This is a genomic window from Desulfamplus magnetovallimortis (assembly GCF_900170035.1).
Taxonomy (GTDB): domain Bacteria; phylum Desulfobacterota; class Desulfobacteria; order Desulfobacterales; family Desulfobacteraceae; genus Desulfamplus; species Desulfamplus magnetovallimortis.
The window spans coordinates 565,220-579,179 of the sequence record NZ_LT828540.1 but is presented as its reverse complement, the minus strand read 5'-3'; the positions used below and the strand labels follow the sequence as shown (position 1 = coordinate 579,179).

Annotated in this window: 6 protein-coding genes; all 6 read right to left on the bottom strand. The window is 43.6% G+C overall.

The window, feature by feature from the left end; all coding sequences use genetic code 11:
* Nucleotides 1–1,120 (bottom strand): beta-ketoacyl synthase N-terminal-like domain-containing protein (locus MTBBW1_RS02385; RefSeq protein WP_222423968.1); only part of this gene is annotated, 1,120 nt, incomplete at its 3' end.
* 44 nt (nt 1,121–1,164) lie between these two features.
* On the bottom strand, nt 1,165–9,573 hold the full coding sequence (locus MTBBW1_RS02380) for a type I polyketide synthase (RefSeq protein ID WP_186441043.1): 8,409 nt from the start codon (nt 9,571–9,573) through the stop codon (nt 1,165–1,167).
* Between the two features lie 642 nt (nt 9,574–10,215).
* A complete protein-coding gene (locus tag MTBBW1_RS28980) occupies nt 10,216–10,947 on the bottom strand; it encodes a YcjF family protein (protein WP_222423967.1) in 732 nt (243 codons plus the stop codon).
* A gap of 138 nt (nt 10,948–11,085) precedes the next feature.
* Nucleotides 11,086–11,577 carry a CBS domain-containing protein gene (locus MTBBW1_RS02370; protein WP_080798624.1) on the bottom strand — a complete coding sequence of 164 codons (492 nt, stop codon included), beginning with the start codon at nt 11,575–11,577 and terminating at the stop codon, nt 11,086–11,088.
* Between the two features lie 228 nt (nt 11,578–11,805).
* On the bottom strand, nt 11,806–12,600 hold the full coding sequence (locus tag MTBBW1_RS02365) for a response regulator (RefSeq protein WP_080798621.1): 795 nt from the start codon (nt 12,598–12,600) through the stop codon (nt 11,806–11,808).
* A 1-nt stretch (nt 12,601) separates the two neighbouring features.
* The gene (locus MTBBW1_RS02360) at nt 12,602–13,825 is read right to left on the bottom strand and encodes a hybrid sensor histidine kinase/response regulator (protein WP_080798619.1); all 1,224 of its coding nucleotides are present in this window, start codon (nt 13,823–13,825) and stop codon (nt 12,602–12,604) included.
* Between the last annotated feature and the right edge of the window lie 135 nt (nt 13,826–13,960).

Sequence of the window (13,960 nt, the reverse complement as noted above, 5' to 3'; positions counted from 1 at the left end):
ATCCCACAATAAGTGGCTCTGTTCTTTCCCTGCAAAGGACATTGGCAAGTGCTCCAACTTCAATGGGGTCCCCAAGGGGGGTGCCGGTACCATGGGCTTCAATGTAGTTTATCTGCCTTGGGGTCATGCCTGCCCGTGTAAGTGCAAGCTTGATAACCTGCTCCTGTGAAGGGCCGCTGGGTACGGTGAGACCGCCACTGGCACCATCCTGGTTAACGGCAGAACCCCTTATCAGGGCAATTACCGGATCATTGTCCCGTATGGCATCTGAAAGGCGTTTAAGCACAATGACTCCGCATCCTTCACCACGGGAATAGCCGTTGGCGGATGCGTCAAAGGTTTTACAAAATCCGTCCGGAGAGAGCATCCTGGCCTGGCTGAATGCAACAAAAACACCTGGGTGGAACAGAAGGTGCACCCCGCCCCCAAGTGCCAGATCGCACTCCTTTCTCCTTAAGCTTTCAGCAGCAAGGTGTAAGGAAAGAAGTGATGAGGAGCAGGCAGTATCAACCACAAAACTCGGGCCTGTGAAACCAAAGTTGTATGAAACACGTCCTGCAATGGGAGCCATGGCACATCCTGTACCATAATAGGCATCGGTTTCCTTGAGGGGAGCCTCCCCCAAAAGCCTTACCATATTATCAACGCTGCTTACCCCGATGAAAACACCGGTGTTGCTCCCAAAGAGATGCTCCGGTATAATCCCCGCATGTTCCAGTGCCTCCCAGCTTACTTCAAGGAGAATCCGCTGGTGTGGATCCATGCTTTCACACTCCCTTGGGGATATCCCGAAAAAACCGGCATCAAAGCCCTTCAGATCCTTGATAAAGCCACCTTTTTTTGTACAGGTTTTACCAGGTGCCCCTGGATCTGGATCGTAAAAACGGTCTATATCCCATCTGTCTTTGGGCATTTCAGAGATGGCATTTATTCCATTTTCAAGGATATTCCAATACTCTTCAGGGGAATCTGCACCTCCTGGGAATCTACAGGACATTCCGATTACAGCTACAGGTTCTGATCTTACATCTTTTTGGCGATTAAGCTGGGCCTTTAAATCTTTTATCTCAATGAGTGCCCTGGCCATCAGTTTTTTGTAATCCGGAGAGGTCTGTGTCATCTGCTGGTTTATTCCTCCTGTTGAAAAATATTGGTCTTTTCAGTTTACATCTTTAATTCATCTGCAAGAAGTGCGGCAAGGGCATCTTCAGACATACCTTCAAGGGATTCAGTGAGTTCTGCTGTTGAGAACTCTTCCCCGGCTTGTTCAGGTTCAACTTCCATGATTTCCTTATGGCCTATTTGCAATATATCCTTTTTCAAATGATCCATAAGGGCTGCAAGGGTTGGAAAATCAAAGAAGAGTGTGGGACGCAGTGTTGCACCAAGTGAGGCGGCAAGCTGGTTTTTAAGCTCCACTGCACCAAGGGAGTCAAGGCCAAGATCAAACAGTCGCTGGCGGGGGCCTATGGATGATGGATTGGCAATCCCAAGGGCATTGGCCACAAGTTTTCTAAGATGCTTATCCAGCATAGTTTCCCCATCCTGGGGTGACAATGATTTGATCTCCTCTGCAAGGTTACTGGTAACTGTATCGGTTTTTGACGGTGCTTTGGAGTCAGGTGATCTTAAATTGCTATTTGATTGGGAGGCCTTTTCAACAGTTTTGAAAAATAGGGGAGACCCTTTACGGAATATATTGGGTATAAAAACGTTCCAGTCCACCGAGAGTACACCCATGGAAGATAGCGGAAGGGATTCTCTGGAAAGGGTGGAATTGAGAGCATCTGTTCCGTTTAGGATCTTTCCACCATGGAAGATATCTGTGAGAAGTTCAAAGGCATCTGATGGATTTACAGGGGATATACCGTAACCTTTAAAGCGTTCCTGATCCTGCTTTGCCATTGAAGCAGCCATTCCACCTTCTGACCATGGGCCCCACTGGATGGCAAGCCCGGGCAATCCAAGGTTACGCCTCCATGCCATAAAGGCATCCATGGCAGCATTGGCAGCAGCATAGTTACCCTGTCCCATGGAGCCCATGAGACCGGCAGCCGATGAGAAGCATATAAATATATCGTGATCTTGATCCGCCATTATCCGGTGAAGATTCCAGGCACCTTTAACCTTGGGTTCAATTACATTGGTGAGTTTTTCAAAGTTCTGTTTTAATGTTAAGGCATCATCAAGCACCCCTGCAAGGTGAAATACGCCCTTGATGGGGGGGAGGGTTTCCATGGCCTGGTCAACTGCTCTTTTTAGGGCGTTGAAATCCCTGATATCAACTTGCAGGGGCAGGATCGTAATGCCGGATTGTGCAAATTCCTGGATTTTATCCTTTAGTGTAGCCGAAGGTTCCCTGCGTCCCGTGATTATTATATGGCGTGCTCCCTGTTCAGTTAGCCATTTAACCAATCCCTGTCCCAGAGAACCTGTACCACCTGAAACAAGATAGGTTGCTTCAGAAGATATGTGGGAATCTTTCATGGCTTGGGCAATAGCTGTGCCTGGTTGTTGTGCAGGCTGAAAAAGTTCACCATATGGAAGGGGTGCTATCTCTGCCTGGAGGAGAATATCACCTCTTAAGGCACGATCCCAGATATCATTATCATGGATAAGCATTTGGGAGAGCTGCATTGCAATAGCATCCGCTTTGGAAGCATTTGCTTTAAGATCTATACACCTGCACCGTAAATCTGGATTTTCCATCCTCAGAACCTTTGCCATACCCCACAGGGCTGCCTGGGAAGGATCTGGCACATCTCCCTTTAAAACGGCCTGGGCACCATGGGTAATAATACCTAATCCCGGAAGATGGTAGGGCATATCACCATGATCTTTATTGCTGTTTTCTTCCATGATGGCCTGTATCACTGTGTAGAGGTTGGTACAGTGGCGGACAGCTTCCATGGAAGGATCGGGAATGTTTTCCATCTTGTTATTATCTTTGCCGGTATTGTTGTTGCTATTTTTACCTGCATGGTAGATTACCCTTTGAAATTGTCCCTTTTCCTTTAAAATGGCTGTGACTGCATTGGTTGTGATCGTTGAATTTTCAGGGGCATCAAGTTTTACAACTTCAATACCATGTTCCTTGAGAAGATTGATTAGGTCTTGGTTAATCTCTACTGATTTTGAGATTGATTTTGATACTGATTTTTCTGTACTGATGTTATTTTCTTTTGGTACTGCATTTATAAGGAGCCATTTTATATTTATATCAGTTAATGGGGTTATATCCTTTGAGTGTACCCTTTTTGCATTATTCTCCCCCTCTCCAGCCATTTCGATGTGGCCGGGGGGTGAGGTTTGGCCTACCGAGTGATCAAAAAAGGGTACACTCATATCATTCCAGTTTATATGGTAAAGAGCTTTTTTAAGCACAGAGCCTGAAGTGCCACTGTTACCAAGTAGTGTACGGCTTTTCACCCTCCATGCCCTGAATCCCCTGGCACGGGCAATTACTTTGCCATCCTCTGCCATCAGGGTAACATCACTTATGATATCATGGGATGCTGTATTGTCCCGAGCATCTGCATCCCGTCTCAAAACCACATGGCTCCATAAAACATCCTCTGATTGAGAGCCATACCATTCAAAATTCTCAAAACTGAAGGGAACAGCAGCTTCACTGTTTCCAACTTTAACTATGGCAGTTAATACCTGAAGCATGGAGTCAATGAGACCCGGTGAAAGGGTAAATTTCTTGGGATTCTCTCCCTGTGGCCTTACCAGTTTGGCAAGAACCTCTCCTTCACCCTTCCAGATGGAATCCACCCATGAAAAATGGGGGCCAAGGGAGATGGCGGGTTGCCATATATCCTTGTAAAAATTACCTTCAAGGAGTGAACATCTATCTTTGATTGTTTGCATAAGAATGTTTTCATGGATTTTGTAATCATTTCTTATGTAATCATTTCTTATGTAATCATTTCTTATGTAATCATTTCTTATGTAATCATTTCTTATGCCATCATTTCTTATGTCATTATTTCTTATGTCACCATTTACCGGGTCAGAAGCCTTTGTGCCTGGAGTCAGGTAACCGACTGCATGTTCCTGCCATGTTGCTTTATCCCTTGTTTCCAAAAGGGCATCCCTGCTGGCAAGGGTAAAGGGTATGGGTTTTCCATCCTCTTCTACACGATCCATCACAAGATGTACCATGCGGGAGCCGTTGTCCGGAACAGTTAAGGCACTTGAGAACATTATATCCTTGATACTAAAGGGAGTTCTTCCCAGAAGTGCTATTGCTGCTTCCATTATAAGGGATATGTGGGAAGCTCCAGGAAGTACAATAGTACCAAATACCCTGTGCTCTCCTATCCATGGCATTGATTGTGTATCATAGCGTTTTTCAAAAAGCACCTTGTCAAGCAAAGGAGAGTCTGTCATTTTTCCAGGGAAATCATACCCGGAAAAATCATCTGTTGAGAATAATTCTCCATTTTTTCTTTGCAACTGGAATGAATCTGTATCAAGCCAGTATCTTTTTTTCTGGAACGGGTAGGTGGGAAGCTTCCCGGCCATGGCAGAAGAAGAACTGGATCTGCCATAATATTTATGCCAGTCAATGGAAACTCCATGGATAAACATGGTCCCAAGGCTTTCCATCACCTGATCCCTGTCGTCAACTCTGGGGCGAAGGGTGGGTAGCCAGGCAATTTTATGAAATTGATCAGCTCCATTTGACCATTGATTGCTAACATTCTCCAAATTAGTTCCACTCTCCAAAGCTCTGTCACTCTCCAGAGTAGTACCACTCTCCAAATTTTCTTCGGTGCCAAGGTTATTTGAAGAAATTTCATCGGCGATCTGCCTGGCCAGTGCAATAAGTACAGGTTTTGGACCAATTTCAAGGCAGATTGATACCCCTTTTTTAAGGAGAGCCTGCACAGAATCAGAAAAACGCACAGGTGCCCTTAAATGGTTCACCCAGTATTCATGGGAGGCCATTTCACTGCCGGCAGTGGTTCCGGATACATTGGAATATATTGGAATGGCAGGGGGATGGTATTCTATCTTTGAAGCTACATCTCTAAAACCTTCCATTATGGGTTCCATCAAGGGAGAGTGGAAGGCATGGGATACAGGCAGGAGGCGTGCTTCTATACCCTGGCTTTCCAGAAGGTCTGCAATTTTTTCAAGGGTGGCAGAAGGGCCGGATAATACATGGCTACCTGGAGTGTTATAACATCCTATGGATAGCTTTGGATCATTGAAGCTCTCCATAATGGATTTTATGCTGGATTTTCTGGCAGACACAGAAACCATGGAGCCTGATTCCTCTGTTGTATTCACCAGTCGGGCACGCTGACTTACAAGTTTCAGGGCATCTTCAAGGGAGAACACCCCTGCAATACAGGCTGCCATATACTCCCCGACACTATGCCCTAAAACCACATCCGGTTTTACTCCCCATGCCATCCACATCTTTGCAAGGGCATATTCAATGGCACACACCACAGGTTGTGTCAAAAGCGTTTCAGCAAGCTCTTCCTTTGATGCAGGGTTATCACCATAAAGGAGCTCAACCAGGGATCGCCCAAGCATGGGGGTGAGAATTTTATCGCATTGATCCATGGCATTTTTAAAAACAGGTTCGTTTTCATAAAGTTTCTTCCCCATACCTGGATACTGGGAACCCTGGCCAGTGAAAAAGAAAGCTATGGAAGGCTTTACTCCATGGAATTTAGCTGTCTGAAGTTTTGCCTGTTTTATTACTGTAGTAGATGATTTGCCGTCAATATTGGTAGTATCAGTTTCTAAAATCCCACGATCCATTTCAATGGACTCCATGTGAAGGGACTCCATGGATTGGGACAGGCTGATTGCGTAATCTTTAAGTCCTACTTGAATGGATTCAGGGGTATCACCTGTAATGGCAAGGCGACATGGCAATTTTGTCCGCCTTGTGGCTGCATTGTGGCACCATTGTCTGAATATGCTAAGGTTATTTTGATGATTCAGGTAATTATTATCAGGAGTATTTTTATGGTTTGAAATAAATTTTGACCATTTAAGTGCAAGGGCACCAAGGGCCTGCTCATTTACAGCACTGAGTACCATCAAATTTTTATCAGCATCACTTTCTTTCTTTTTTATGGGAGAATCCAGAGAGTCAGTATGGGGAAGATTATTAATACACTCTAATTTTGGGGGGGAGGATATTATCATATGGGCATTTGCCCCGCCAAAGCCAAAGGAGCTTACACCTGCAAAACGGGAGGTTTTTCCTTCAGGCCACCTAAAGGACTCCTTTGGAATGTGAAATGGTGTATTTTCAATATTTATCCTGGGATTGAGTTTGTTAAAGGAGGGTTGTGGGGGAATTTCACCTTTATTCAGGCATAAAATCGCTTTTATAACCCCTGCCACCCCTGCAGCGGATTCTAAGTGTCCAATATTTGCCTTTACTGCACCCAGCACACACAGATTTCCATCACCCTGGCCAGCGGGCAAATCCCTTCCTTCACCTAAAACTGCCTGTATGGCCTTTACTTCAATGGGATCACCAAGGGTTGTACCTGTACCGTGGGTTTCCACATAGCCAATATCCCTTGGTGAAAGTCCCGCTGCTGCAAGGGCATTTTTAATAACCTGCTGCTGGGCAAGGCCGTTGGGGGCTGTGAGTCCGTTGCTGTGTCCATCCTGGTTAATTGCAGATCCATGGATTACTCCCAAAATGTTATCCCCGTCCCTTTGGGCATCTGAAAGGCGTTTTAGAAGTAGAAGGCCGCAACCCTCTCCCCTGACATAACCATTGGCAGATTCATCAAAGGTTTTACAAAGGCCATCCGGTGCCATGAGGCTTGCCTGGGAAAGTGCTATGCTCATGTGGGGTGATAAAATAAGGTTCACACCCCCCGCAAGGGCCATGGAAGATTCTCCATTTCTTAAACTCTGACATGCCTGGTGCAGGGCAACAAGGGAGGATGAACATGCAGTATCAATGGACATACTGGGACCCTTAAGGTCAAATTGGTAGGATATCCTGTTTGCCGATATGCTCAGAGCCTTGGCAGGTCCTGTGTATGCTGATATTGCATTGGTATTTCCCATCTGCAGGAAGGAGTAATCATCTGTACTTATGCCGATGAAAACACCGGTATTGGTACCGGAGAGGGTCTGGGAGTTTATTCCGGCACGTTCAAAGGTTTCCCAGGCAACTTCAAGGAGGATACGCTGCTGGGGATCCATTATCTCAGCTTCCTTGGGAACTATGCCGAAAAGCTCTGCATCAAAAAGATCGGGGTTTTTAATGAACCCTCCCCTGAGTGATGTAATTTTACCAGGGCCTGTACCCTCCTTAAAAAGAGAGCCATGGCTGTCCTCCATGCGGGATTCTGTCCATGGGCCAACTGTTATGCTGCATGATTTAAGAATTTCCCAGAACTGCTCCGGAGTGTCTGCTCCTGGAAAACGCAAGGCCATGGATACCACGGCAATGGGGTTGTCACATCCCGATTGATCTTCAATTGTACAGACCGCTTCATGGGGTTCCAAAGATCCCCCTAAAAAGCGGCTCAAGGTGTCAATATTGGGGTATTCCCACATAAGGGTATGGGATATCTCCCTTCCCAGCCATCTCTCCATCTCCCCTGCAAGCTCCACACCGGTTCTGGAGTTCATGCCATGGTCGGCAAAGGATGCAGATGGGTCAACTGCATGTTCAGGCAGGCTTAAATACTTAGACACTGCCTTTATTAGCCAGGAGCGTATTTTGTCTGTTGCCTCTGTGGATATAATGGTGGATATAATGGTGGATTTTGGGCGGTTCCACACGGCAAAGGAATCAAGGTTGTCATTAATAAAGGCGGTTTTAGATCCCCTCCTTTGAACCTTGCCACTTGAGGTTTTGTAGATGCCCCCTTTTTTGAGTGCCACAAAGGTGTGCAGTGTCAGCTCATGGTGTTCTGCAACGGCTTTTCTTACCGAGCTGAAGAGTTCATCCCAATTATCCATGGGGTTTACTTCCGCCAGTATTACAAGTTTTTCCTGGCAATCCTCTTCTACGGAAAAGGCAACGCATTGCCCAGGTCGGATTGCTGGATGGCACTCCTCCACAGTCCACTCAATATCCTGGGGATAATGGTTGACCCCGTCAATTATGATAAGATCCTTGAGTCTTCCTGTGAAGTACATCTGTCCGTTCAGCATAAAACCCAGGTCTCCGGTGCGAAGGAATGGCCCCTCTTCCGGGGCATCTGAAAGGCGTGCTGCAAATGTTTTATAGGTCTCTTCAGGTTTTTGCCAGTAGCCCGATGCAACACTTGGGTCAGATATCCAAATCTCACCAACTTCTCCGTCGGCACATCTTTCAAGGGTTTTTACATGGGCAATTACTATGTTCATGTAAGGAATGCCACAGCTTACAATCCATCTGGCATTAGGTAGAGTCAACTCTGGAGAATCTTTTAACGCTGAAATCTGCTCAAGGGATTCAATTTTTACAGGTTCAATATTTTTATTTGAGCCGCCTGGGGGTACTACCTTATATTCATGCTCAAGGGCAAATGCGTCCACATGACACATCTCTATGGGGCCGTCATAGGGCTTTGTGGTGGCAGCAAGGGTGGCTTCTGCCATGCCGTAGGCCTGGAAAAAAGCCCTTGGTGGGAAACCGCAGGGCACAAATGTGGATATGAAATCAAAAACCGTTTCCCTGCGTATGGGTTCGGCACCATTGCTTGCAACCCTCATTGTTGAAAGGTTAAGATCTTTTTTTTGCTCTTCTGATATTTTAAGGATACAGCGTTCAAATGCAAAGTTGGGTGCCTGGGTATGGGTACCACCATATATATCAATGGCTTTTAGCCAGACAAAGGGATTTTTTATAAAGGTTATGGGTGAAATAATATAGCATGGGGTTCCATTATAAAGGGGTTCTAAAAGTCCGTCCACCAGGCCGTAATCGTGGAAATTTGGCATCCACACCACAGATACACTCTCCGGCGTATGGCGAAACATGCGTTGTAATAAACCCAAATGATATAAAACCGTTCCATGATCCAGCATAACACCTTTGGGGGTACCTGTTGATCCGGATGTATATTGCAGATAGGCAAGATCGTCCGGGTTGACACTATCCATGTGGGTGGGATCCCATAGCTCACTGACTTTTCTGTCAACTGCATCTGTGGCAAGTATGTGTAGGGAATCAAAATCAGAGCCTGACATCTGTTCTGAAATTCTCTTTGTGGTCATGACAAGGGGGGCCTGTGCATCCCTTACAATTGACATCAATCTCGGCAGTGTCCGTTTGAGTCGCGTGGGATCAGGGGGTGGAACAGGAATAGGCACAAGGCCTGCATAAAGGGCACCAAAAAAACCGATGAGAAAGTCAACTCCCGGGGGATAGAGAATAAGTACACGGTCTCCGGGCATTATCTTGTCAGGTATTGATGCCGCAGTTGCTCTGACTGCTTCATCAAGCTGGCCATATGTGAATGAAACTGCTTCATCCAGACCGTTTTTCAGATATGAATAGGCTTTTTTGTTCGGTGTGGATTTTGCCCTTGCCCTAAGCAGTTTTCCCAGGGTGGTGACGTCTTGATTTTTGGTATTATCCATTTTATACAATCCTTGTTGGTTTACCATATGGCGTCCATGATGATCACAGAATCACAGGCAAAGCTTTGAGTCTGTTGGGTTTAAAAAACATGGGCTTTCAATGAAAATGGAATTTGTATGAAAAGCGGGAAGATGTTATTCATGATTGTTTTTATATGAAAGCCTCTATAAGTGGCTGTTTTTATTGAGACTTCCTATGTTGAGGCTGCTGCGGTCATCCACCATGTATGTTATAGGGGGTGTTGGAAAATGTTTGATATATTTGAAAATTAAAAACTGAGTTATCATGTTGTTTATTTAAGAATCATTGGTGAATATGTTGTGAACATTTTGTTGCTTTGTTGTGGTTTTTATGTTTCCCATGGCTGTTCTCGTAAGTCATAAGTTCTTTACCGTGAAAATGACTATCATTTTTATATTTGGGGGTGATTGATACGCAATCAATCATGCCCGTTTAATTGGCCACCATCCATGGGTTTTTGGGACAAACAAAAACAAAAGATCAGGTAGCAGTGATTAGAACTTATATGACTATTAAGTGGTCGTTATAAAGATTTTTGCCCCCCATCCGGAATCCGGAGGGGAGGCAAATAGGTCACTTCAGAAAATTTCAAAGACATAGGGGATATTAATGTAAATAATTTATCCTGCTTTCACTTCAGCTTCTTTTTTTGCAAAATCTTTTCCCTTCTCAAACTCCTTCTGAAAATAGTCTTTAACTTTTTCAGGATCAAAAGTTAAAAATGTACCTCCAGATTCAAAGTGCTGAATGAATACCTGCCCAAGTGCATATGTTGATGCACCAGCCACTACTGGCATGGAGATGGCTCCCATAAGCTGGCCAACAACCGGAACACTCTTTGCTATAGAGCTTACCCATGGGCCTGTTGCCACAGGAAAAAGCCCACCAGTTAAACTGGAAATAGCTGTTTTTCCAAGATCTTTTGTGAATTTCACTTCATAAAGCTTGGAAAGAGCCCTGACAGTATCAAGCTGAATACCTGTAAGAGCTGCAATATCTACGGCAGGGAAAGGAATCAGGCCTGCTCCCACAGAAGCTATCATTCTGTTTTTCACGATATGTTTTGCCTGGCTTGTGCGTGTAGCGGGGGCCATGACAGCTTCATTTTCGCCTTTTTCATTGGGTACCTGGGTCTGTGCAGTTTTTTGCTTGGTGGTGTTCATTTCTGATCTAATCTCCTTTTGTTTGTTATTTGTTAGGGGATCTGTTTCAACCGTCTGTTTTTGGTTATCGGTTTCTTTTTCAATGTTATTATTTTTTAAGGGATCATCATCAACTTTTTCTTTTTTCATCTCACTGCTTTCAGATGATGGAATGTTGTCTGACCTCTTGTTTTTTTTTCCATTTTTCACTTTAGTCTCCTTCAGTGAGCATGCTTCATAAGCCTACCATACCATGATTGTTTACTATAAGGAAAGTGTAAACTGAAAAATGAAGCATGCCTAAAAAAGCATAGATTTATGTTTGCTCCGGTAGTTATTCCGAGATCTTCACTCTTTTCTTTTATTTACAATGCCGTCCCTTGCAAACAGATGAAAGTAGATATCCGAGATATATACAATGCCAAGGGGTTTACTGTTCTGGAGAATGGGAAGCCTATGATATTTGTTTCTAACCATCCGGTCAAGCAGAACCATTATATGCTCATCAGGAAGGGCTCCCACAATTTCTGAACTCATGATCTGCCTGACTTTCTTTTTTTTCAGCTCTTCTTTGCATTGTTTGATCTGTCCTACCCAGGATATGTTTTCTCCGCTTACTCCATAGTTGAGAATTCCAGGTCTTAAATGATACAGAATATCAAACATGGTCACAATACCTACAAACTGGTGATGATCGTCTATAACCATAAGGCTTGTGGTTTTATCACCGGTTTCTCTTATTTTGCCGCAGAAAATCATTTTTATTGCAGTTTCAATTGGTTCATTGTGATTTATGGTATCAAAATTTGTTACCATGATATCTTTTGCAAGTACTGGCATGATTAAATCCCTTTATTTGAAGGTCTCCATAACATGCTGATATACAACGACTTTCATGTTTCGTTGTGATGCGTCAGCAAACATGGGGGGTTGTTAGAAAGTCTCCATAACATGCTGATATGCAACGACTTTCATGTTTCGTTGTGATGCGTCAGCAAACATGAGGGTTTATTTGTTTTTGAAAAAAATGGAAATTCCTATACCATGAATATATTTAAGGCTTTTCCCTTACGATAACTTGAAAACTATTCCATTTACACGGAAATCATTTTCATCTTCACAAAATGTGATGTTGCCAAGCATATCATGAATTGAACCATCTGAACTTTTCACATATAGCTGCTCTGGTAAAGGATCCCTATTTTGATATTTGGCATGAAAGCCCTTGAGACCCATGTCGGTTAAAAGGAAAATCTCCTTAAAACTTTTTTCTCTGACCTCTTCTATGGTGTCGTATTTCAGAATATCAAGGCCGGCTCTGTTGATATATTCAACAGCACCTGCCTGGCTTATAATGCAGATACCTTCAATACAGCTTTCAAGAAAGCCTCTGAAAAGTTCAAGTGAGCATTTTGTCTCTTTTGAGGATTTCATCAGACCTTTGGTATCCTGTATGATCTTGTCAAACATAAGGTCTGTTTTGTAATCCTTAAATAGTTTTTCCACAGTTTTGACAAGGTCGTCACGATTCCAGGGTTTGCTTAAAAACTTATCAACAGAGCCTTTGTTGATGGCATCTATTGCAGCTTTTGTGTCAGAATAACCTGTCAGCAATATCTTTTTGCAAGTGGGTTTTATTTCGTTGATTTTTGAAAGAAATTCTGTCCCCTCCATCAGCGGCATTTTCTGATCGGAAATCACAAGAAACAGTTCATCTTTCATTTCGTTCACAATTTCAAGTGCTTTTTGTGTATTGTCTGAAGTTTTGACATGGTATTTGTCCATAAAGGTATCATACAGTGAGTCAAGAATATCCTGTTCGTCGTCCACGCACAGGATGTACCATTGTTTTTCACCTGTCATCTTATGCTCCTTTTTTAATGGGTAGCCTGATGATAAAAACAGTGCCTTTACCCGGGGTGCTGTTGACTTTTATTGTACCGTCATGTTCCCTGATAATGCCATAGCTTATGGAAAGACCAAGCCCTGTACCTTTTCCAACAGGCTTTGTCGTGAAAAACGGATCAAAAATTTTGCCTGTATGTCCTTCAGGGATACCTGCTCCGCTGTCCTCTATTTTGATAAGGATATGCTGTTTCTCAACAGATGTTGATATAATTATAGTGCCACTCTCTTCAATGGCATGACAAGCATTGACAAGAATATTCATAAATACCTGGTTTAATTTGGAGGGGTTACAGGTAATATGTGGCAGATTGCCATACTCTTTTTTTATTTCAATTCTGTTTTTATATTCACTATAAAGTATATTGAGGGTGCTGTCTATCCCTTCATGAATATCTGCCTCACAATATTCCAGCATGTCAAGTCTTGAAAAAAGTTTGAGATCCGTGATGATGCGCTCTATTCTCTCAGAACCGTCAATTGACCGTTCAATCATGGAGTTAATGCGGGTGGCAAGATATGAGTAGTTGATCTCTTTTTTCGCATTTTCCATCTTATCTTTTGTTTTTTTGTCAATGGAGGGATTTGTACTAATAAGGTGGTCGTACTTATCAAGAAGCTCCAGGATTTTTTTTACAAAATCGGCCAGATTTTCAAGATTGGCATGGATAAAACCAAGCGGGTTGTTGATCTCATGGGCAACACCTGCAACAAGCTCTCCTATGGCTGCAAGTTTTGAGGACTGAACAAGCTGGGATTCAAGAAGTATTCTCTCTTCAATCATTTTTTTAAGATGCATGTTTAACACATCAAACACAATATCGGAGATCTGGTTTACATCAAAGGGTCTGAAAACAAACTGATCGATAATTCCTTTTTCCAGAGCCTCTGTAATCTCTTTCATTGGGTGGGAAGGGGTTGTAATGAGGATTTTCCCTGTCAGAGGATATTTTTGCCGGATAATCCTGAAAAGGTCTGTTCCTGAATTTTCATCAAGTGCGTTGTCAGATACCACCATGTCAATATGGTTCCGGCTGAGTATATCAAGGGCTTCATGATATTTTTTTGCTCTGTAAACCTCATATTTCTGGATGAAAAAGTGATACAGCAGGTCAAGGGGATCTTTAGGATTTTCTACCAGTAAGATTGAATATTCGGAAATAATATTTTGCTCAATGTTCATAAGTGGTTTTCCTTCCTCGATGTCTGACCAGGGGGTGATATAGATTTCCAGAAAAACATTTTGGCATTCTCAATTCTGAAGGGCAACCACAAGGGATTGCCCCTACTGCTTGCCAATTTTCTTGGAGACTGTTCC